Annotated in this window: 19 protein-coding genes, 2 tRNA genes and 1 pseudogene; 6 read left to right on the forward strand and 16 right to left on the reverse strand. The window is 73.1% G+C overall.

Annotated features, from left to right (window positions below; translation table 11 throughout):
• The first annotated feature begins 59 nt into the window (after positions 1–59).
• Positions 60–959, forward strand: coding sequence for a phosphoribosylaminoimidazolesuccinocarboxamide synthase (locus tag IF01_RS0107385; RefSeq protein ID WP_030392484.1), 900 nt, complete (start codon positions 60–62; stop codon positions 957–959).
• 28 nt (positions 960–987) lie between these two features.
• Here IF01_RS0107385 and IF01_RS0107390 read toward each other — a convergent pair whose 3' ends face one another.
• The 7 genes from IF01_RS0107390 to IF01_RS0107420 form a co-directional block, all read right to left on the reverse strand.
• The gene (locus IF01_RS0107390; protein ID WP_030392485.1) at positions 988–1,608 is read right to left on the reverse strand and encodes a response regulator transcription factor; all 621 of its coding nucleotides are present in this window, start codon (positions 1,606–1,608) and stop codon (positions 988–990) included.
• A 25-nt stretch (positions 1,609–1,633) separates the two neighbouring features.
• A complete protein-coding gene (locus tag IF01_RS0107395) occupies positions 1,634–2,860 on the reverse strand; it encodes a sensor histidine kinase (RefSeq protein WP_030392486.1) in 1,227 nt (408 codons plus the stop codon).
• A 98-nt stretch (positions 2,861–2,958) separates the two neighbouring features.
• A complete protein-coding gene (locus IF01_RS0107400; protein WP_030392487.1) occupies positions 2,959–3,813 on the reverse strand; it encodes an ABC transporter permease in 855 nt (284 codons plus the stop codon).
• A complete protein-coding gene (locus IF01_RS0107405) occupies positions 3,810–4,814 on the reverse strand; it encodes an ABC transporter ATP-binding protein (RefSeq protein WP_030392488.1) in 1,005 nt (334 codons plus the stop codon). Before IF01_RS0107405 ends, IF01_RS0107400 begins: the two co-directional genes overlap by 4 nt.
• Before the next feature lie 163 nt (positions 4,815–4,977).
• Positions 4,978–5,053: transfer RNA gene (locus IF01_RS0107410), tRNA-Gly, on the reverse strand.
• A gap of 37 nt (positions 5,054–5,090) precedes the next feature.
• A tRNA-Gly gene (locus tag IF01_RS0107415) sits at positions 5,091–5,163 on the reverse strand.
• Between the two features lie 127 nt (positions 5,164–5,290).
• Positions 5,291–5,608 (reverse strand): histone-like nucleoid-structuring protein Lsr2, encoded by a 318-nt coding sequence (locus IF01_RS0107420; RefSeq protein ID WP_030304494.1) that lies wholly within the window; start codon positions 5,606–5,608, stop codon positions 5,291–5,293.
• A gap of 460 nt (positions 5,609–6,068) precedes the next feature.
• Between IF01_RS0107420 and purS the strand changes: the two genes are divergently transcribed.
• The 4 genes from purS to IF01_RS0107440 all read left to right on the forward strand — a co-directional run bounded on the left by purS (position 6,069) and on the right by IF01_RS0107440 (position 10,158).
• Positions 6,069–6,329: a phosphoribosylformylglycinamidine synthase subunit PurS gene (gene purS / locus IF01_RS0107425; protein ID WP_078879748.1), complete on the forward strand. Its 261-nt coding sequence runs from the start codon at positions 6,069–6,071 to the stop codon at positions 6,327–6,329.
• A complete protein-coding gene (gene purQ, locus IF01_RS0107430) occupies positions 6,326–7,003 on the forward strand; it encodes a phosphoribosylformylglycinamidine synthase subunit PurQ (RefSeq protein ID WP_030392490.1) in 678 nt (225 codons plus the stop codon). Before purS ends, purQ begins: the two co-directional genes overlap by 4 nt.
• Positions 7,003–9,258, forward strand: a complete 2,256-nt coding sequence (gene purL / locus IF01_RS41400; protein WP_037779194.1) for a phosphoribosylformylglycinamidine synthase subunit PurL — start codon at positions 7,003–7,005, stop codon at positions 9,256–9,258. The genes purQ and purL overlap by 1 nt, the downstream gene beginning before the upstream one ends.
• Before the next feature lie 72 nt (positions 9,259–9,330).
• Complete coding sequence (locus tag IF01_RS0107440) at positions 9,331–10,158, forward strand: sterol carrier family protein (protein WP_030392491.1); 828 nt, start codon at positions 9,331–9,333, stop codon at positions 10,156–10,158.
• 71 nt (positions 10,159–10,229) lie between these two features.
• On the opposite strand, the gene IF01_RS41405 is transcribed toward IF01_RS0107440, so the two are convergent.
• From IF01_RS41405 to fbaA, 3 genes are all read right to left on the reverse strand, one after another.
• Positions 10,230–11,066 carry a DUF3152 domain-containing protein gene (locus tag IF01_RS41405; RefSeq protein ID WP_051755002.1) on the reverse strand — a complete coding sequence of 279 codons (837 nt, stop codon included), beginning with the start codon at positions 11,064–11,066 and terminating at the stop codon, positions 10,230–10,232.
• 350 nt (positions 11,067–11,416) lie between these two features.
• The gene (locus tag IF01_RS0107450) at positions 11,417–11,830 is read right to left on the reverse strand and encodes a DUF3151 domain-containing protein (protein ID WP_030392493.1); all 414 of its coding nucleotides are present in this window, start codon (positions 11,828–11,830) and stop codon (positions 11,417–11,419) included.
• Between the two features lie 55 nt (positions 11,831–11,885).
• Complete coding sequence (gene fbaA / locus IF01_RS0107455; RefSeq protein WP_279617254.1) at positions 11,886–12,914, reverse strand: class II fructose-bisphosphate aldolase; 1,029 nt, start codon at positions 12,912–12,914, stop codon at positions 11,886–11,888.
• Between the two features lie 363 nt (positions 12,915–13,277).
• Here fbaA and IF01_RS0107460 point away from each other — a divergent pair, with 363 nt between their 5' ends.
• Positions 13,278–14,003 carry a DedA family protein gene (locus IF01_RS0107460; protein WP_030392495.1) on the forward strand — a complete coding sequence of 242 codons (726 nt, stop codon included), beginning with the start codon at positions 13,278–13,280 and terminating at the stop codon, positions 14,001–14,003.
• Between the two features lie 134 nt (positions 14,004–14,137).
• On the opposite strand, the pseudogene IF01_RS0107465 reads toward IF01_RS0107460, so the two are convergent.
• The 6 genes and pseudogenes from IF01_RS0107465 to IF01_RS0107490 all read right to left on the reverse strand — a co-directional run.
• Positions 14,138–14,518 (reverse strand): annotated as a pseudogene (locus IF01_RS0107465) (type I phosphoribosyltransferase); the annotation flags it as partial.
• Between the two features lie 53 nt (positions 14,519–14,571).
• The gene (locus IF01_RS48115) at positions 14,572–15,789 is read right to left on the reverse strand and encodes an SRPBCC family protein (RefSeq protein ID WP_157855176.1); all 1,218 of its coding nucleotides are present in this window, start codon (positions 15,787–15,789) and stop codon (positions 14,572–14,574) included.
• Positions 15,790–15,918: 129 nt separating this feature from the next.
• A complete protein-coding gene (locus tag IF01_RS0107475) occupies positions 15,919–17,568 on the reverse strand; it encodes a polyamine aminopropyltransferase (RefSeq protein ID WP_244215455.1) in 1,650 nt (549 codons plus the stop codon).
• A gap of 142 nt (positions 17,569–17,710) precedes the next feature.
• On the reverse strand, positions 17,711–18,238 hold the full coding sequence (locus tag IF01_RS0107480) for a DUF2617 family protein (protein WP_030392499.1): 528 nt from the start codon (positions 18,236–18,238) through the stop codon (positions 17,711–17,713).
• A 444-nt stretch (positions 18,239–18,682) separates the two neighbouring features.
• Positions 18,683–19,873 (reverse strand): pyridoxal phosphate-dependent aminotransferase, encoded by a 1,191-nt coding sequence (locus tag IF01_RS0107485; RefSeq protein WP_030392500.1) that lies wholly within the window; start codon positions 19,871–19,873, stop codon positions 18,683–18,685.
• 148 nt (positions 19,874–20,021) lie between these two features.
• Entirely contained in the window at positions 20,022–20,585 is a 564-nt protein-coding gene (locus IF01_RS0107490; RefSeq protein ID WP_030392501.1) for a type III secretion system chaperone family protein, read from the reverse strand.
• Positions 20,586–20,725: the final 140 nt, after the last annotated feature.

Below are 20,725 nucleotides of genomic sequence, written 5' to 3' on the forward strand. Positions count from 1 at the left end.
CAGTGACCTCCCCTTTCGCGCCCCACGCCCGCGAACGACCCCTGAGGACTGAGACGATCTTGAGCGGATTTGTCACCAAGCCCGAGCCGGTCCAGGTGCCCGGCCTGGTCCACCTGCACACCGGCAAGGTGCGCGACCTGTACCGCGCCGAGTCGGGTGAGCTGGTGATGGTCGCCAGCGACCGCACCTCGGCCTACGACTGGGTGCTGCCCAACGAGATCCCGGACAAGGGCCGCATCCTCACCCAGCTCTCGCTGTGGTGGTTCGAGCGGATCGCCGACATCGTGCCCAACCACGTGCTCTCCACCGAGGTCCCGGCCGGCGCCCCCGCCGACTGGAAGGGCCGCACCCTGGTCTGCCGCAGCCTGGACATGGTTCCGGTCGAGTGCGTCGCCCGCGGCTACCTGGCCGGCTCCGGCCTGGAGGAGTACCGGGTCTCCCGCACCGTCTGCGGCATCGCGCTGCCCGAGGGACTGGAGGACGGCTCCGAGCTGCCCGCCCCGATCTACACGCCCGCCCTCAAGGCCGAGGTCGGCGAGCACGACGAGAACGTCTCCTACGAGGAGACCGCCCGCCGGGTCGGCGCCGAGCTGGCCAACCAGCTCCGCCGGACCACCCTGGACGTCTACTCCCGGGCCCGGGACATCGCCCGTGAGCGGGGCATCCTGCTGGCGGACACCAAGTTCGAGTTCGGCCTGCTGGACGGCGAGCTGGTGATCGGCGACGAGGTGCTCACCCCGGACTCCTCGCGGTTCTGGCCGGCCGACGAGTGGGAGCCGGGCCACCCCCAGCCCTCCTTCGACAAGCAGATCATCCGCGACTGGCTGACCTCCCCGGCCTCCGGCTGGGACCGGAAGAGCGAGCAGCCGCCGCCGGAGCTGCCGGCCGAGGTCGTCGACCGGGTCCGGGCCAAGTACGTCGAGGCGTACGAGCGGATCACCGGCCTGACCTGGGTCTGAGACCGGGCGGGCGCCCGCGGGCCGGCGGTCAGATCCAGCCGTGCTCGCGGGCGATCCGCACCGCCGCGTGCCGGTTCTCCGCGCCCAGCTTGGCGACGGCCGAGGACAGGTAGTTGCGCACGGTGCCCTGGGAGAGCGAGGCGCGTTCCGCGATCCCGGCGATCGAGGTGCCGTCCGCGGCCAGCTCCAGCACATCGGTCTCGCGCGGGGTCAGCGGCGTCTCCCCGGCGGAGATCGCGTCCGCCGCCAGCTCCGGGTCCACGTAGCGGCCGCCGGCCCGGACGGTCCGGATGATCCCGGCCAGGTCGGCCGCGGAGACGGTCTTCGGCAGGAAGCCCCGGACGCCGACCTCCAGCGCCCGCTTCAGATAGCCGGGGCGGCCGTGACCGGTGACGATCATGCAGCGGCAGTCCGGCAGCAGCGCCCGCAGCCGGGTGGCCACCTCGATGCCGTCCAGACCGGGCATCTGGAGGTCCAGCACCGCGATGTCCGGCCGGTGCGCCTCGGCCATCGCCAGCGCCTCCGGGCCGGAGGCCGCCTGCGCGACCACGGCGATGTCCTCCTCCAGGGAGAGCAGCGCGGCGAGCGCGCCGCGGATCAGGTGCTCGTCGTCGGCGAGCAGGACGCGGACGGGCGCGGGGTCGGTCATCGGCGGGCCTTCCGTACGGCGGGGGTCAGAGCGGGACGCTGGCGAGCAGCCGGAAGAGCCCCGGCCCGACGTCCGGGACGGTCAGCTCGCCGTTGTGGGCGGCGAGCCGTTCCCGCAGGCCGCTCAGGCCCGTACCGCCGCCCTGGGAGGGCAGCGGTACGGCCGGCACCCCGTCATTCTCCAGCTCCAGCAGGGCCCGGCCGCCCTCGCGGCGGAGCCTGATCGAGCAGTGGCCCGCCTCGCTGTGCCGCAGCACATTGGTGGTGGCCTCGCGGATCACCCAGCCGAGCACCGACTGGACCGCCTCCGGCAGTTGCTCGGCGTGCTCGCCGAGGTCGATCTCGCAGGCCACGTCGGCGGAGCGGAGCACCGCGCGGGCGCCGACCGCCTCCGCGTGCAGGGCCGCCGTGCGGTAGCCGCGGACCACGTCGCGGACCTCGCGCTGGGACTCCTGGGCGATCTGCTGCACCTCGGCCATCTGCTCGGCGGCCTCCGGGCGGCCGCGCCGGGCCAGTTGGACGGCCAGCTCGCTCTTGAGCGCGATGGTGGTGAGGTTGCGGCCCATCACGTCGTGCAGGTCGCGGGAGAACCGCAGCCGCTCCTCGGCGACGGCCAGCCGGGCCTGGGCCTCGCGGGCGGTGTCCAGCTCCTGGACCACCGACTGGAGCCAGGCGAAGCTGCGGCAGCTGCAGCCGATGAACAGCATGACCAGCCCGCTGCCGGTCAGCACCCCGAGCGAGGTGCCGAGGGCGGCACCGGTCAGCAGCAGCGCGGGGAGGACGGCGAGCAGGGCGACCGCCCCGGCGAGGGCCGCCCGGAGCGGGCGCAGCCCGACCGAGGCCGGGCCGAAGGCGGAGAAGAGCATGGTGCTGGCGACCGGGGCGGTGAAGGTCACGAGCTCCCCGCCGGAGGCCGCGTCGACCCGGGGGCCGAGCAGCAGTAGCGCCCAGGAGCCGGCCACCGCGACGCCGCCGTTGAGGGCGAGCCAGCGCAGGTGGTCGGTGGGCCGGTTCAGGTAGTGGTCCAGCGAGGTGCGGTAGGCGCGCAGGGTGACCAGGGTCTGGGCGAGGCCGAGCACCAGGGCGACCCTGGAGGCCGGGTCGCTCCCGGAGTCCGGGTCGGCCAGATTGATCATCACGGTGAGCGGCAGCGGGGCCAGCGCCATCAGGTAGAGCGACCAGCGGAGGTAGAGCTCGGAGCGCTGGGGCTTGGATCGGCCCCGCCACGCGCGCACCGGATTCACGACACCCATCTCTTCCGCTCCCCGTTCCGTCATGATCGTGCTGCGGCCTTCTTATCAGAGGTCGAACGGGGAGCGGGCCTTCGGATCTGTACCGGGCGGACGGGCGCTCAGCGGCGCGGCTCCCAGCGGAAGTACCGGACGGCGCCCCAGACCGCGAGGGCGAGCCAGACGCCCCCGGTCACCAGGTGCGGAGCGGCGGTGGCCCAGGTACCGGCGAACCCCGTCGGGGCGGCCGAGCCGTCGGTGCCGAACCAGCCGACCCGGACCAGCTGGAAGGCCGGGGTGGAGGGCAGCAGCCGGCAGATGTCGGCGAGGCGCTCGGGCATGACCTCCAGCGGGACGAACAGCCCGGAGCCGAACTGGGTGAGCAGCAGGACCGGCATGGTGGTGATGCCGGCGCTCTCCACGGTCCGGGTGAAGGCGCTGGAGACGGCGGCCAGTGCCATCAGCGTCGCGACCGCCAGGGCCAGGCCGACGACCAGCAGCAGCGGGTTGACCGGGGCGGTGAGGTGCAGGGCACTGGCGCCGACGACACCGATCACCCCGCACATCAGCAGGGCCAGGCCGACCGAGGGGACGGCGGTGCCGACCAGGATCTCGATGTCCCGGGCCTCCCCGGTGCGCAGCCGCTTGAGCACCAGCTCGCCGCGGCGGGCCACGTAGGCGGCGGTCAGGTTGTAGTAGACGACGAAGGCCAGCACCATGCCGACCGCGCCGTTGACCAGCAGCGAGTCGACGTCCAGGCCGGGGCTGCTCTCGGCCTGCTGGTCGAGGACGCTCTTGAGCCCGCCGATCAGCAGCACCGGCAGCAGTACGGCGGTGAACAGGGCGGTCCGGTTGCGGAGCAGCAGGACCCCCTCGGCCCGGCCGAGGGCGAGCAGCCGACGGACGACGGTGCTCCGCGGGCCGACGCCGGAGGACCGGGGGCGCTGCGGACCGGCGGTGGTGGTGGCGGTGGTCATCGGGCGAGTCCGATCAGCTTGCGGCGGGCGGGGGGAGCGGCGGGGGTGTCGGCCGGGGGCCGGTGGCCGGCCTCGGAGGCGATGGCCAGGAAGGCCTCCTCCAGCGAGGCGCTGCGGGCGTCGAGGGCGCCGAGCGCGATGCCGTGCCGGTCGGCCCAGCCGAGCAGCTCGGTCAGGGTGGCCTGGAGGGCGGGCGTCTTGACCATGACCTTCCGGCCGTCGACGGTGACCGTGGCGCCGGCCAGCGGCGGGAGGGAGGTGCCGGTGAACGCGGGGAGCTCGAAGGCGATCCGGGACGGGCGTCCGGCGATCACCTCGGCCACCGTGCCGGCCGCGACGATCTGCCCGCCGTGCATGATCGCCAGCCGGTCGGCGAGCTCCTCGGCCTCCTCCAGGTAGTGCGTGGTGAGCAGCACCGTGGTGCCCTCGGCGCGCAGCTCACGGACCAGCTGCCAGACGGCGGCGCGGGCCTCCGGGTCGAGGCCGGTGCTCGGCTCGTCCAGGAACAGCACCTCGGGCCGTCCGAGCAGGGCCATCGCCAGGTCGAGGCGGCGGCGCTCGCCGCCGGAGAGCTGCTTGACCCGGACGCCGCGGCGGTGGCCGAGGCCGACCAGCTCCAGCGCCTCGTCCAGGGGGCGGGCGTGGCTGGTGATGCCGGCCCAGGCGCGGCCGGTCTCGCCGACGGTGAGGTCGCCGGGGAAGCCGCCCTCCTGGAGCATGATGCCGATCCGTGGGCGGACGGCGGCCCGCTCCCGGTGCGGGTCGTGCCCGAGCACCCGGACCCGGCCCCCGGTCGGGGCGGCGAGGCCCTCGATGAGTTCCATGGTGGAGGTCTTGCCGGCCCCGTTGGTGCCCAGCAGGGCGAACAGTTCGCCGCGGCCGACGGTCAGGTCGACGCCGCGGACCGCGTGGTAGCGGTCACCGCCGGTGCCGTAGTGGCGGTTCAGGTCGGTGACCTCGATCACGGGGTCGCCGGCGGCGTGGGGCTGGCTCGTTTCCATGTCTCAAGCCTTCCGCCGACCGGGCCGCGCGGGCAGTGCGCGGTCTCACCGGAACCCGGTGCGGATCCACGGGTCGGCGATGACAAATGTCATGGGTGCCCGCGGGATTCCACCGGGACGGGAAACGCCGAAGGGCCCTCTCTTCCGAGAGGACCCTTCGTACTGGAGCGGACGACGAGATTCGAACTCGCGACCCTCACCTTGGCAAGGTGATGCTCTACCAACTGAGCCACGTCCGCAGGATGGAACTATTGAGTTGTACTGCTCGCTACTGCGAGCGGACGACGAGATTCGAACTCGCGACCCTCACCTTGGCAAGGTGATGCTCTACCAACTGAGCCACGTCCGCCTGGTGCCTGGGGCACCTGCCGCCTCTCCGGATCTCTCCGTTGCGGCGACGAGGAATACTCTACAGCATCTTTCGGGGTGGTCGCCCCACCCTTCTGGCGAGGGTGGGACGACCGGGGCCGGGGCGGTCAGTTCGCCTCGGCGAAGGCCTCGTAGACGTGCTTGGGGATGCGGCCGCGGGCGGGCAGCTCCATGCCGCGGGACTGGGCCCAGGCGCGCACGGCGGCCGGGTCGGGGGTGAGGGCGGTGCGGCGGAAGGACTTTCCGGTACGGCTCTGGCGGCGGCCGGCCGCGACGAACGGGGCGAGGGCCTCCCGCAGCTTTTCCGCGTTGTCCACGGACAAATCGATCTCGTACGACTTCCCGTCGACGCCGAAGTGGACGGTTTCTGCGGCTGCGCCGCCGTCCAGGTCGTCGGAGAGCGTGACAACTACACGCTGAGCCATGGGTGTCAATCCTCTCGGGCAATTCGGCCGACAAGGGCGCGGGTGCGCCCCGGGGCCTGATGTGCACCCTTCGCCCAAGTGCATACGGGCAGGCCGGATGGCCGTGCCGGATACGCAGCACTCGCCGCGGCAGGTGGCCCTATTCTGCACCCGAAGCGGGGAGAAATCGAAGAGTCCGGCTTTCTTTTCCGGATATTCACGTGTCTTCGTCGGCCGCCGGATACCCGTGCACTCGGCTGGCCGATCTGTCCGGAGTGCCGGTATTCGGGTGCTCTTCGGTGGTTCTCGCGGGGGTTCCGGAATCCGGCGAAAAGGGGCACCCGGCGGGGGGTGGTGGGCGGGTGGAGCCCTTGTGGCGTAAGGGTCGTCGGTCTACGCGCGTCACCGTCCCCGGCCAGCAAACACGCTCGAAACCCCCGGTAGTCTGGAGTTCCCCCGCCTCACGAAGACACCACCGGGAGTGCCAGTGGCACGCGTCGTAGTCGACGTCATGCTCAAGCCGGAGATCCTCGACCCCCAGGGACAGGCGGTGCAGCGCGCGCTGCCCCGTCTCGGATTCACCGGGATCTCCGACGTCCGCCAGGGCAAGCGTTTCGAGCTGGAGCTGGAGGGCCCGGTCGACGACGCCGCGCTCGCCCGTATCCGCGAAGCCGCCGAGACCTTTCTCGCCAACACCGTGATCGAGGACTTCACCGTCCGCGTCGAGGAGGACGGCAAGTGACCACCCGCGTCGGCGTCGTCACTTTCCCCGGCTCCCTCGACGACCGCGACGCCCGGCGCGCGGTCCGCCTGGCCGGCGCCGAGCCGGTCGCCCTCTGGCACCGTGACAAGGATCTCCACCAGGTCGACGCCGTCGTCCTGCCGGGCGGATTCAGTTACGGCGACTATCTGCGCTGCGGTGCGATCTCCCGGTTCTCGCCGGTGATGGAGACCGTCATCGAGCAGGCCCGGCAGGGAATGCCCGTTCTCGGTATCTGCAACGGCTTCCAGGTGCTGTGCGAATCCCACCTGCTGCCCGGCGCGCTCACCCGCAACGACTCGCTGCACTTCGTCTGCCGCGACCAGAAGCTGCGGATCGAGAACAACGGCAGCGCCTGGACCCGGGATTACACCCCCGGGCAGGAAATCGTCGTGCCGCTGAAGAACGGCGAGGGCCGCTTCGTCGCCGACGAGCGGGTCCTGGACGAGCTGGAGGCCGAGGGCCGGGTGGTCGCCCGTTACCTCGACGTCAACCCCAACGGTTCGTACCGTGACATCGCCGGCATCACCAACGCCGCCGGCAATGTCGTCGGTCTGATGCCGCACCCGGAGCACGCCGTGGAGCCGCTCACCGGTCCCACCACCGAGGGCCTGGGCTTCTTCACTTCCGTACTGAAGCAGCTGGTGAACGCCTGATGAGCCTCGACACCGTCAAGAACGCCGAGCAGACCCCGGACGCCGCCCAGCCCTGGGCCGAGCTCGGCCTCAAGCAGGACGAGTACGCCCGGATCCGGGAGATTCTCGGCCGCCGCCCGACCGGCGCGGAACTCGCCATGTACTCGGTCATGTGGTCGGAGCACTGTTCGTACAAGAGCTCCAAGGTCCACCTGAAGCAGTTCGGCGACAAGAAGCCCGAGACGGACGCCATGCTCGTCGGCATCGGCGAGAACGCCGGTGTGGTCGACGTCGGCCAGGGCTACGCGGTCACCTTCAAGGTCGAGTCGCACAACCACCCGTCGTACATCGAGCCCTACCAGGGCGCGGCCACCGGCATCGGCGGCATCGTCCGCGACATCCTGGCGATGGGCGCCCGCCCGGTCGCCGTGATGGACCCGCTGCGGTTCGGCGCGGCCGACCACCCGGACACCCGGCGCGTGCTGCCCGGGATCGTCGCGGGCATCGGCGGCTACGGCAACTGCCTGGGCCTGCCGAACATCGGCGGCGAGGTCGTCTTCGACTCCTGCTACCAGGGCAACCCGCTGGTCAACGCGCTCTGCGTGGGTGTCATGAAGCACGAGGACATCCACCTCGCGCAGGCCTCCGGCGCCGGCAACAAGGTCGTCCTCTACGGCGCCCGCACCGGCGGCGACGGCATCGGCGGCGTCTCGGTGCTCGCCTCCGAGACCTTCGACGACACCAAGCCGGCCAAGCGCCCGGCGGTCCAGGTCGGCGACCCGTTCCAGGAGAAGCTCCTGATCGAGTGCACCCTGGAGATCTTCCGGGAGAAGCTGGTCAAGGGCATCCAGGACCTCGGCGGCGCCGGGCTGTCCTGCGCCACCTCCGAGCTGGCCTCGGCCGGCTCCGGCGGCATGCGGATCGACCTCGACACGGTGCACCTGCGCGACCACACGCTCTCGCCCGAGGAGATCCTCATGAGCGAGTCGCAGGAGCGCATGTGCGCGATCGTCGAGCCGGACAAGATCGACCGCTTCCTGGAGATCTGCGAGAAGTGGGACGTCATCGCCAACGTCATCGGTGAGGTCACCGACGGCGAGCGGCTGGAGATCTTCTGGCACGGCGAGCTCGTGGTGGACGTGCCCCCGCGCACCGTCGCCCACGAGGGTCCGACCTACCAGCGCCCGTTCGCCCGCCCGAGCTGGCAGGACGCGCTGCAGGCCGACGCCCCGACGGCCGAGCGGCTGGCCCGCCCGACCACCGGCGAGGGCCTCAAGGCCGACCTGCTGAAGCTGGCCTCGCACCCGAACCAGGCCTCCAAGTCCTGGATCACGGACCAGTACGACCGGTACGTGCTCGGCAACACCGTGCTCTCGCACGGCGAGGACTCGGGCATGATCCGGATCGACGACGAGACCAACCTCGGCGTCTCGGTCGCCACCGACGGCAACGGCCGCTACACCAAGCTGGACCCGTACACCGGTGCCCAGCTGGCCCTCGCCGAGGCGTACCGCAACGTCGCGGCCGGCGGTGCCAAGCCGCTCGCCGTCTCGGACTGCCTCAACTTCGGCTCCCCCGAGGACCCGGACGTGATGTGGCAGTTCGCCGAGGCCACCCGCGGTCTCGCCGACGCCTGCCTGACCCTGGGCACCCCGGTGACCGGCGGCAACGTCTCGCTGTACAACCAGACCGGCGAGGTCGCCATCCACCCGACCCCCGTGGTCGCGGTGCTCGGCGTCATCGACGACGTCACCCGCCGCACTCCGATGGCGTTCGCCGAGGAGGGGCAGCTGCTCTACCTGCTCGGCGACACCGAGGACGAGTTGGGCGGCTCGGCCTGGTCGCAGGCGGTCCACGACCACCTGGGCGGCCTGCCGCCCAAGGTCGACCTGGAGCGCGAGCGGCTGCTCGGCGAGATCCTGATCGCCGGCTCCCGGGACGGCATGGTCGACGCCGCGCACGACCTCTCCGACGGCGGCCTGGGCCAGGCGCTGGTGGAGAGCTGCCTCAAGGGCGGCCGGGGTGCCCGGATCGTGGTGCCCGAGGGCATGGACCCGTTCGTGTTCCTGTTCTCCGAGTCGGCCGGCCGCGCCGTCGTGGCCGTGCCGCGCAGCGAGGAGCTCCGGTTCAACGACATGTGCACCGCGCGGGGCCTTCCGGCCGTCCGCATCGGTGTGGTGGACGGCGACTCCCTGGACGTCCAGGGGCAGTTCACCGTCGCGCTGGCGGAGCTGAAGGACGCCCACACCGGCGTCATCGAGGCCCTGCTGGCCTGATCGGCAGCGCTGCCGCCCGAGGGGCGGACGGTCCTTCCCGGACCGTCCGCCCCTCGGCGTATGTTGGGCCCCATGCCTGCCAAGTCCCGTACCTACCAGCCCGCCAGGGTGGCCGCCGCGCTCGCGGCGCAGACCGGGGCGCTGCGCGACGCCGTCCGGCGGCTGTGCGAACGCCCCGACGCCGAGGAGTCGCTGACCCGGCCGACCAGGCTCGGGGAGTGGCGGGTGCGCGAGCTGCTGGCGCACCTCGCCGTCCAGATCGAGTGGCTGCCGGCGCACCTCGACGATCCGGTGGAGGGCCGGGCGCCGTTGGACCTGCCGCGCTGGGTGGAGCGGGTCGGCGCCCTCGGCCCGCTGCTCGACGAGCAGGCCAGGGCGCGGGCGGCGGACGGGTTCGACGGTGACCCGGCTTCGGTCGCGGCGGCCTTCGACCGTGCCGCCGACGCGCTGCTCGGCGCCCTGGCCCGGCCGGAGGCGGCCGATCCGGCCCGGCGCTTCGAGATCCGGCTCGGCTCGATGGCGCTCACCGACTTCCTGGTGACCAGGCTGGTCGAGACCGTGGTGCACGCCGACGACCTGGCCGACGCGCTCGGCCCGGACGCCTTCCCGCACGACCGGCAGGCGGTGGCGGCCGTCACCAGGATGCTGGCCGACGCCTTCGCCGAGCTGGTGCCCGGCGGCGCGGTGGAACTCCGGGTGCCGCCGTACGCGGTGGTGCAGGCCGTCGAGGGGCCGCGGCACACCCGGGGCACCCCGCCGAACGTGGTCGAGACCGATCCGCTGACCTGGATCCGGCTGGCCACCGGCCGCGCCGACTGGGCGGACGCGGTCGACTCCGCCGCGCTGTCGGCCAGTGGCGAGCGCAGCGACCTGCGGACGTACCTGCCGGTGCTGGCCTGACCCGGGATCCCCGTCCCCGGAGGCCCGGCCGGTCCCTGGAGCTCCGGCCGGTCCCGGAGGCCCGGCCGGGCTCAGGGGACGGCGGGACCGCTCAGGTAGCTGCCGTCGGCGCTGTACGGCCAGGCGTTGGCCGTGCAGCCCTTGAGGCCGTAGATCTGCTGCATCATCGCGGGCGCCGGCTTGCCGGGGCCGGGGCAGCCCTCGTGGCCGTGGCCGATCCGGTGGCCCACCTCGTGGTTGACCACCAGGGCCCGGTACTCGTCGATCGGACCGCTGAACTGGGGCGAGCCGACGGTCCAGCGCTTGACGTTGACCACCACCTGGTTGCCGACGTTGCAGTTCACCTCGCCGTGGGTGTCCAGACCGGCCGCGCCGCAGATCCGGTCCACGGTGGCGGGGGAGGCGATCTTCACGGTGAAGTCGTAGGCCCCGGAGGAGACCAGCTGGAAACCGTTCCTGCGGTCGTTGGTCCAGCCGCGCTTGTCGGCGAGGATGCCCTGGATCTGGGCGGCGGAGGCCGTCGGGTCGATGCCGATGCCGTCCTCGACCTCGACCCGGTAGCGGCGGACGGTGCCCCGGCCGACCGGGTCGGCGGAGCCCTGGGCGACGGTGAAGGTGCCGGCGCCCTTGGCCGGCGGGGTCTCCGGGCCGCCCGGCGGCGGGGCGGCGGTGGGCGCGGGCGGAGCGCCGGTCGTGACCGGTGCCGGGGCGGTGGCCGCCGGGGGCACGGAGGGCGGCGCCGGGGGCACCGGGGTGGCGGGCGCGGCCGGGGCGGCGGTGGCGGTGCCGTCCGGCGGGGCGACCCTGGCCTGGGCGGTCCGGTCGGCGCCGGGCAGCGCGTCGGGGCGGTTCACGACGAACAGCGTGCCGCCGAGGATCAGCACCGCGGCGACCAGCGCGGTGAGCATGCCGGGCCCGAGCCGGCGGCGCGGCGGGCGCCGACGGCGGGAGCCCGCTCCGCCGCGGGGCCGAGCGCCGGATCCGCCCGTGCGGCGCGCCGGGCGCCCCCCGGGGTGTGCGGCGGTACGGGAACGGCGGACGGGACTGCTTGCGGGCACGCTGGGGCTTTCTGTCGACCCGTGGGGCCGCGGAACCTCGAACTGACGTGCGCGCCCCCCTGGCCCGCCCACCCTGGCATGGCGGACCGGTGAATGTCCACGTACGAGGTATGCACAGAACGGACAAAAACCGCCCCCGGTGTCCTGTCGGGCACCGGGGGCGGCGGGTCGCGAGCGGTCGGGGCACCGACCGTCGGGGGTCAGCCCAGGGTCGCGGCGGCGGTCGGCGAGCTGTCCCGGAGGAACTGCGCGCAGCGCTCCGCCTCCTCCTTCTCCTCGATCGCGGCGGCGGCCCGGCCGAGCGCGTGCAGCGCCCGCAGGAAGCCGCGGTTCGGCTCGTGCTCCCACGGCACCGGGCCGTGGCCCTTCCAGCCGCTGCGGCGCAGCGCGTCCAGGCCGCGGTGGTAACCGGTGCGGGCGTAGGCGTAGGACTCCACGACCCGGCCGGCCGCGAAGGCGTCGTCGGCGAGCTGGGCCCAGGCCAACGAGGAGGTCGGGAACTTCGCGGCCACCTCGGCCGGGGAGGCGCCGCCGGCCAGCAGCTCCAGCGGGCCGGGCTCGGCGGGCAGGTGCGTCGGGGCGGGACCCCCGAGGAGGTTCTCGTGAATGCTCATGCCCCCCAGTGAACCACCGGGGGGCACGAGCGCAGGACCACTGGGGGCAGGGCCGCTACTTCAGGCGGTTGCCCGCGGAACGCAGCTGCTGGGCGGCCTCCAGCACGCGCGCGGCCATGCCGGCCTCGGCGAGCTTGCCCCAGGTGCGCGGGTCGTAGGTGTTCTTCCGGCCGACCTCGCCGTCGACCTTCAGCACACCGTCGTAGTTCTGGAACATGTGCGCCACGACGGGGCGGGTGAAGGCGTACTGGGTGTCGGTGTCGAGGTTCATCTTCACGACGCCGTTCTCCAGCGCGGTGGCGATCTCCTCGGCGGTCGAGCCGGAGCCGCCGTGGAAGACGAAGTCGAACGGGTCGTTCTTGCCGTACTGCTTGCCGATCGCGTCCTGCAGCTCGCGCAGCAGCTCCGGCTTCAGCACGACGTTGCCCGGCTTGTAGACGCCGTGCACGTTGCCGAAGGAGGCGGCCAGCAGGTAGCGGCCCTTCTCGCCCAGGCCCAGGGCCTCGGCGGTGCGGACGGCGTCGTTGACGGTGGTGTACAGCTCGTCGTTGATCTCGTGGGTGACGCCGTCCTCCTCGCCACCGGTCGGGGTGATCTCGACCTCGAGGATGATCTTGGCGGCGGCGGCCTGGGCGAGCAGCTCCTGGGCGATGGCCAGGTTGTCGCTCAGGGTCTCGGCGGAGCCGTCCCACATGTGCGACTGGAACAGCGGGTTCTGGCCCTTGGCCACGCGCTCGGCGGAGACCGCCAGCAGCGGGCGGACGTAGCCGTCCAGCTTGTCCTTCGGGCAGTGGTCGGTGTGCAGCGCGACGGTGATGTCGTACTTGGCGGCGACGATGTGCGCGAACTCGGCGAGCGCGACGGCGCCGGTCACCATGTCCTTGTTGTGCTGGCCGCCCAGGAACTCCGCGCCGCCGGTCGAGATCTGGATGATGCCGTCGCTCTCGGCCTCGGCGAAACCGCGCAGCGCGGCGTGCAGGGTCTGCGAGGAGGTCACGTTGATCGCCGGGTAGGCGAACTTGCCCGCCTTGGCCCGGTCCAGCATCTCGTTGTAGATCTCGGGAGTTGCGATGGGCATGCGAATCCGCTCCTGTCGGTGTGCGGCGTACGGACGGTGCTGTCCGACGCTGTGTACGCCTGGTGACGACTCCGGGGTACCGGGGCCGGTGCGCGGCTCTGCGTGCGGCTTGACCGGTACCGAGGTCAGAGGCAGCGGCCGCGGAGCGGCGATGAGGGTGTTCGCCACCGCGGGCCGGTCGCCGGTGCCATCTTCCCAGAATGCCCACCGCCTCCACCATGCGGCCCGCCAGTCGGGACGGCCGCCCCCGGCAGCCGCCGTTCCCGGGGCCGCGCCCCGGGGGCGGCGGTGACGTGCGACGAAAGGACGATCACCCACCAACCCCCTGGGGCGAGGCTCGAACAAAGACGGGCCCGCTATCCTGCGGCCGTGGACTACAACCAGCTGGCCGTCAATCTGCTCGACGCCAAATCACTGATCTCGTCCCTCGGTGCGATCGGGCTGATCGCGATCATCTTCGCGGAGACCGGCCTGCTGGTCGGGTTCTTCTTCCCGGGTGACTCGCTGCTCATCATCGCGGGTGTCGCCGCCTCGAGTGCCGCCTCGTCGGTCCTCGGCGAGGGCCACCGACTGCCGATCGCGACCCTGCTGATCGGGGCGCCGATCGCGGCGATCGCCGGCGCCCAGCTCGGGCACCAGATCGGGGTGAAGGTCGGACCCAAGATGTTCGACAAGCCCGAATCGAAGATCTTCAAGCGCGAGTACGTGCAGAAGGCCGAGGAGTACTTCAACCGCTTCGGCCCCGGCAAGGCCGTCGTGCTCGCCCGCTTCATGCCGATCGTCCGGACCTTCCTGAACCCGGTCGCGGGCACCCTGGAGATGCCGGCCAGGACCTTCTTCCTCTGGAACGTCGTCGGCGGCGTGCTGTGGACCGAGTCGATGCTGCTGATCGGCTACTTCTTCGGTGACGCGCTCGCCCCGGTGATCGACAAGTACCTGATCCCGGCCGTGCTGCTGATCGTGCTGCTGTCCATCTCGCCGATGCTGGTCGAGGTGCTCCGCGAGCGCCGCAAGAAGAAGGCCGCCGGCCCCGAGGCCGAGAACGCCGACGCCGACGCCGTCCAGGCCGGTGGCGGCCGGCACCGGCGCGGCTGAGCCCTCCACGCCTTCCACGCCTTCCACCGAGGACAACGGCCGGGGGCCCCCGGGGGTTTGCCTGTCACAGAACACCGGCCCCCCCCCCCACACCCAACGGGCGGGGCCCGGGGGTTTTTGCACTAAAAACCCCCCGGGGCCCCGGCCGTTGTCCTCGGTGGAACCCGGCGGCCCTTGACCTCCGGGCCCTCGATCCGGCGCTGCAGGCCGTGCGCCTTGCCGGCCTTGCGGACCACGAAGGCGTCCAGCTCACGGCCGCGCGCGGCGGCGGCGTGCAGCATCGCGGCGGCGACCGGGTCGGCACCCAGGGTCAGCCCGCCCACGGCGTCGTACTCCAGGTGCGAGGTGGCGTCCAGCATCACCCGGCCGACCAGCGGGGCGGCCTGGCCGTCCAGCGTGATCCGGCGCAGGTCGACGTAGTAGTCGGCCTCCTTGCCGGAGGAAAGGGTCACCTTGCCGTGGACGACGGCCTTGTTCTTGATCTGTGCCAGCAGGGCGTCGCGGTCGTTGCTCATGGACATTCAGTCTAGGGCCTGCCCCGGCGCGGGGCCGGTCGGCGGGTGTCCGGTCAGCGGCGGCGGCGCAGGGCCCTGACCAGCACGACGGTGCCGCCCAGCAGGGCCACCCCGCCGCCGATCATCCACGGCACCGTGCTGCGGCCGCCCACTCCGGGCACCACGATGCCGCCGGCGTCGCCGCCCCAGCGGGAGGCCGCCCGGGCGCGGGCGCTGCGGGCCGGCAGGGCGGGGGCGTACGGGCCGCGCGGCGGGGCGTGGTCGACCTCCTCGGCGGAGCGGCCGACGATGCTGCGGCGGACCGGGCCGCCGAGCACCGGCTCCGGCTCGTAGCCGAAGGGCGGCTCGGCGGGGACCTCGGCGGAGACCTCGCGCTCGATCCCGGCGGCGGGCGTGTCGGCCCCGGCCTCGCCGGCGGCGGGCTCGTCGACGTCGTCGTCCTCGTCCGGGTCGCCGAGCGGGAGGCCGAACCGCTCCGCGTCGGCGTCGGAGAAGGCGATGAGGTCGGAGAGGTCGTCGTCGAGGTCGTCGCCGGGCTCGTCCTCGCGGTCCTCGTCGAGGGCCTCGTGGCGGTTCTCCAGGAACACCACCGTGGCGGAGTCGTCCGAGTCCTCGGAGTCGTCCGAGTCCTCCGAGTCGCCGGTGTCGTCGGACCCCTGGGTGTCCTCGGTGTCCTCGGCGTTCTCGGCGTTCTCGGCGGCGTCCGCCTCGGTTCCGGTGACGGCCTCCGCCTCCGCCTCCGCCGAGACCTCCACCTCGGCCTCCGCGTCCGCCTTCGCCTCGGTCTCGTCCTCGGCGTCGCTGTCGGGCCCGGTCGCGGCGGTGCCCTCCGGCGAGGTCAGGGCGGTGGCGAAGCGGTCCAGCAGCCGGCGGCCGGCCGCGTCGAGCGTCTCGCCGTCGAACTCGGTCAGCCGCCCGGTGGCACTCAGGTCACCGGTGAAGCGCACCACCGCGGTGCCCTCCTCGGACCCCTCGGCGACGCTGATCCGGACGGTGGCGGTCGCCTCGCCGCTGCCGCGAGCCTCCTGGCCCTCGGCGAACGCGGTCAGCACGCCCTCGCGGCCCTCGATCAGTGAGAGCACGCCCTTGTAGGTGATGGTGGAGGTGCCGATCCGCAGCTTCAGCCGACCCCCGATCTCCTCCGCCGGGCCACCGCCGACGGCGGCCGGTTCGGTGCTGAGCCCCGGCACGGAACGCGCCAGCAGCGCCGGATCCTGCAGGGCCTGCCGGACCTGCCCGGCCGGCATCGGGACGACAACCTCATGCTCCATGCCACGGAGCCTACCGACCGAACCCGCGCCCGGCCCCGCCCTGTCCCCTACCTGTCGCCGTGGCCCGCCCGCCCGCCGCCCGCCCGCCGACCCCCGACAGGCGGGGTCCGACGGGCCGGCGGATCCGGGTCAGTGCGGGCCGAGCAGGGTGAGGGCGGCGGGCGGGCGGAGCGGCCGCAGGGCGGTGAGCCGGGCGGCGGAGGCGCGCAGGCCGTCCGCGGTGAGGGCGCGGGGCGGCGGGGCGTCGGGGGAGAGGCTGAGCGGCGGCTGGGCGGCCGCGGCGAGCAGGAAGCTCTGGGTGCTCTCCGGCCCCGGGCGGCAACTGGCCGTCGCGCTGCCCGCGACGGCGTACGGGACGGTCCGCAGCCCGGCCGCCCGCAGTCCGGACTCCACCTGCCACAGCCCCTGCCGCCCGTGCTGCTCCTCGCCGCCGCGCACGGCGAGCCGTCCGCCCGGGGCGAGCAGCCGGGTGGTGAGGCCGTAGAACTCCTGGGAGTGGAACTTCACCGGTCCGCCGTCGGCGGGGGCGGGCAGGTCGGCGAGGACCACGTCGAAGGACTGGCCGGGCGAGGGCCGGACGCCGCGCAGCCAGTCCAGCGGGTCGGCCTCGGCGGTGCGCACCCGGGGGTCGTCCAGGGACCGGTCGGAGAGCGCGGCCAGGCCCGGGTCGGTGCGGGCGAGCCGGGGGAGCGCCGGGTCCGGGTCGACCACCAGCACCGAGCGGACGCCGCTGTGCCGCAGCACCTCCCGGAGCGCGAGCCCGTCCCCGCCGCCGAGCAGCAGCACCCGCCCGTCCGGTCCGGCGGCCATGGCGGGGTGGACGAGCGCCTCGTCGCCCCGGTAGGCGTCCGGTCCGCAGACCGCGAGCCGGCCGTCGACGTACAGCCGCAGCGGGCCCTCGGCCGGGCCGGTGAGCACGAGCTCCTGGTCGCGGCTCTGGCTGACGGAGCGGATCTGCCCGCCGTACATGGCCTGCCGGGCCGCCCGCTCGACCGCGCCGGACCACAGCGCGGCCGAGGCGAGCAGGGCGAGCACGAGCGCGCAGCCGCCCCAGAGCAGCCTGCGGGCCCGGGGGTCCGGTTCCTCGCGGAAGAGCCAGAGCACCAGGGCGCCCCCGGCGACGGCGTTGACGGCGCCGGTGACCAGCGCGCCGCTGCCGGGACCGAGGAAGGGCAGGATGAGGAACGGGAAGGCGAGGCCGCCGATCAGCGCGCCCACGTAGTCGGCGGCGAAGAGGTCGGCGGCGGCGCGTCCGGCCTCCTCGCGGCGGATCCGCTGGATCAGGGTCATCAGCAGCGGGATCTCGGCGCCGATGAGGACGCCGATGAGGCAGGTCAGGCCGACCATCGCGGCCTGGTAGCGGCCGATCCAGGCCCAGCAGGAGTAGAGCGCCAGCACCGACAGGCCGCCGGTGAGGGCGAGGGCGCACTCGACCAGGGCGAAGGCGGTGGCGGGCCGGCGGGTGAAGCGTTTGGCGAGCAGCGAGCCGAGGCCCATCGCGAACACCATGACGGAGAGCACGACCGAGGTTTGGGTGACCGAGTCCCCGAGCAGATAGTCGCCGAGGGCCACGAGTTCAAGCTCGTAGACGAGTCCGCAGGCCGCGCAGACGAACGCGGCGAGCAGCACCACCGCCCGGGCGAGCTCGGGGCGGGCGCGCAGGCGGGACCGACGGCGGGCGGGCAGGGAGGTCAGGCTCCGCCCGGGCCGGGGTGGGCTGCCGTCGTCGAGGTCGAGGCCCGGCTGTGCGGGGGGCGGACCGACCGGATGATTGATCACGAACAAACGCTAGGCGACGTTCGGGACGGACGGCTGCGCCCATTCGACGGACAGGGCGGTATCGCAGGTTGACGAATCGTTCCTGCGTACGAATGAATGTGCACGGCCGGGGCTATGGACGGAACGGCGGGGTCGGTGCCGGTCATCCGGAGACCACCAGCGAGGAGCGGGTGCAGACCAGCCGTCCTTCCTGCGGATAGGCGTGCCAGGTGCGCCAGAGCAGGCGGTCCACCCCGCCCTGGGTGACCAGCGCGGTGAAGGCGCTGGGGTCGCCGGGGAAGACGCCGGCCAGGCCGCGCGGGTGGCCCTCGACCAGGGCGAGCAACTCCTGCGCGCGGGCGGCGAAGTCGTGCGGCGGGAGGGCCTCGATCCGGGCCGCGAACTCGTACTCCCAGCCGTCGACCTGCTTGGCCACCCGGGCGGGCAGCGGCGTCCGGCGGCCGGGCAGGCAGGCGACGGTCTCCAGGCAGTGGCCCGGTCCGGCGGCGATCACGACCTGGTGGGAGGCGCCCAGCAGGCGCAGCTGGAGGGTGCCGGACGGGCCGGGCAGGCCGGGGCCGTCGAGTCTCAGGTCGCGGACCGCGAGGGCGGGCAGCGGCTCGCCGCCCAGGCACCAGGCCAGGTCACCCGCGCGGGTGTCCGTGTAGGAGGTCTGCAAAGTGGTGAGCATGCTCGGCTCCGCGTTTCAGCTCCGTGCGCGCCCTCCGAGCAGCAGCGATCGGGCCCGGGTCAAGGCGGGGCTGTTCGTGGCTGTGCGGTCCAGGGCGCGGCCGACCGTGGAAGGAAGGATTCCGGCTGGAGATTCAGCAGCAGAGAAGCACGAATACGCCGGGTCCGTCGGTGATTTACCCAACTTTGTCAAGCATTCACCGTTTCGAGCACATCGGCTTCGCTGCTCTGATCGACCCGGTGTGCGACTGTGCACCGCGCGCGCCTTTCGCTCCGGCCCGCACGCCGTGTGCGCGGATCGCAAGCTGTTCGCACTACGCGTGCGCCCTCGCCGCGGACGCGCCGGGCGCACGGTAGCAGCCTGGGGCGAAACCCTGCCGCGCAGGCACGACGGATTGCCCGACAGGCAGCAAGGCCGCTGCCCGTCGGGTGAATTGACGAATCGTCAGGACGTGCGAGAGGTCCGGTCGACAGGACGGAGCCGGGTCAGTCGGTCGACCGCCTCCTCCAGGACGTCCACCCGCTTGCAGAAGGTGAAGCGCACCAGCGGGCGGCCGGCGTCGGCGTCGTCGTAGAAGACGGCGTTGGGGATGGCCACGACCCCGCAGCGCTCGGGCAGGGCGCGGCAGAACTCGACGCCGTCCTGCTCGCCCAGCGGGGTGATGTCGGTGGTGACGAAGTAGGTGCCCTGGGGGCGGAAGACCCGGAACCCGGCCGCGGTGAGGCCGTCCGCGAGCAGGTCGCGCTTGTGCAGCAGATCGGCGCGGAAGCCGTCGAAGTAGCTGTCCGGGAGGGCGAGGGCCTCGGCGACGGCGTACTGGAACGGGCCGGCGCTGACATAGGTGAGGTACTGCTTGGCGGTGCGGACGGCGGCGACCAGCTCGGGCGTGCCGGTCACCCAGCCGACCTTCCAGCCGGTGAAGGAGAAGGTCTTGCCGGCCGAGGAGATCGAGACGGTGCGCTCGCGCATGCCGGGCAGGGCGGCGATCGGGTGGTGGGCGCCCTCGAACACCAGGTGCTCGTAGACCTCGTCGGTGACCACCAGGAGATCGCGCTCGACGGCGAGTTCGGCGACGGCGGCGAGCTCCTCGGGGGAGAGCACGAGACCGGTCGGGTTGTGCGGCGAGTTGAGCAGCAGCAGCCGGGTACGCGGGGTGACCAGCGAGCGCAGCCGGTCCAGGTCGGGGCGGAAGTCGGGGGCACGCAGGGTGAGCGGGACCCGGACCGCGCCGGCCATCGCGATGCAGGCGCTGTAGGAGTCGTAGAACGGTTCGAGGGCGATGACCTCGTCACCGGGCTCCAGCAGGGCGAGCAGGGCGGCGGCGATGGCCTCGGTGGCGCCGGCGGTGACCAGCACCTCGGTGTCCGGGTCGTAGTCGAGGCCGTAGCGGCCCCGCTGGTGCGCGGAGATCGCGGTCCGCAGCTCGGGGACGCCCGGGCCGGGCGGGTACTGGTTGCCGCGCCCGTCGCGCAGGGCCCGGACGGCGGCCTCGCGGACCTCCTCGGGGCCGTCGGTGTCGGGGAACCCCTGGCCGAGGTTGATCGAGCCGGTGGCGGTGGCCAGTGCGGACATCTCCGCGAAGATCGTCGTACCGAGCCCGTCCAGACGACGGTTCAGCAGCGGCCTCGCACCCATCACGGCTCCTCGTACCTCGGTGTCGGCGGTGGCCGGGCCCGTCCCGGGGCCCGGTCGGGCCCATCCTGGGGCCCGAGGGGCCCCGGGGACAAGGACGGCCCGCCACCGGGCGTCGGTGGCGGGCCGTGCACGGGGGTTCCCCGCGGGTTCAGTTCTCGTCGGCGCCGTCGGACGGCTTGTCCTCGCCGCCCTCGCCCTCGATCTCGTCCTGGAGGCCCAGACGCTCGACGATCCACTGCTCGAAGCCGACCGCGGCCTGGGTCCAGTTGGCGGTGGTGGTGACGAAGTAGTCCAGGTTGACGCCGGTGCCGACGATCATCTGGGCCTCACCGATCAGCCGGACCACGCCGTCCTCGTGGGTGTGGGTGTAGACCTTGGGCCACAGGGTCTCCCGGTTCCACTCGTCGATCAGGTCGAGGATCTCGCCCTTCTTCTCCAGCGGGTACGCGCGGTCGTAGAACGCGCGCACCGCGAAGAGCTCCTTCTGCTCGCCGCGGAACATGTAGTAGACGCGGAAGCCCTCCCAGGGGGCGGTGAGGTCACCCTCCTCGTCGACCACGTGCTTGAGCTGCATCTGGTCGAGCAGCTGGCCGACCAGGGCCTGGTCCGGGACGATGATCGGCGGCGGGCCGGCCGGTCGGCCGCCCTGACCGCCGGGCTGACCGCCCTGCGGCGCGCCGAAGGACGGGATGGACGACGGGTCGATGCTCATGGGGTCCTCTTCCTCAGTGCACATGGTGGTCGGCAATGAGAGGCCGCCCTTCCGAGTCCATCCTGCCTCATCCGGGGCCCACCTCACAGAGGTGCCCGCAAGCCGGGGCGGCATGGCCGGATCACGGCGCGCCCCCGGGT

It is taken from the genome of Kitasatospora purpeofusca (genome assembly GCF_000718025.1).
Classification (GTDB): Bacteria; Actinomycetota; Actinomycetes; order Streptomycetales; family Streptomycetaceae; genus Kitasatospora; species Kitasatospora purpeofusca.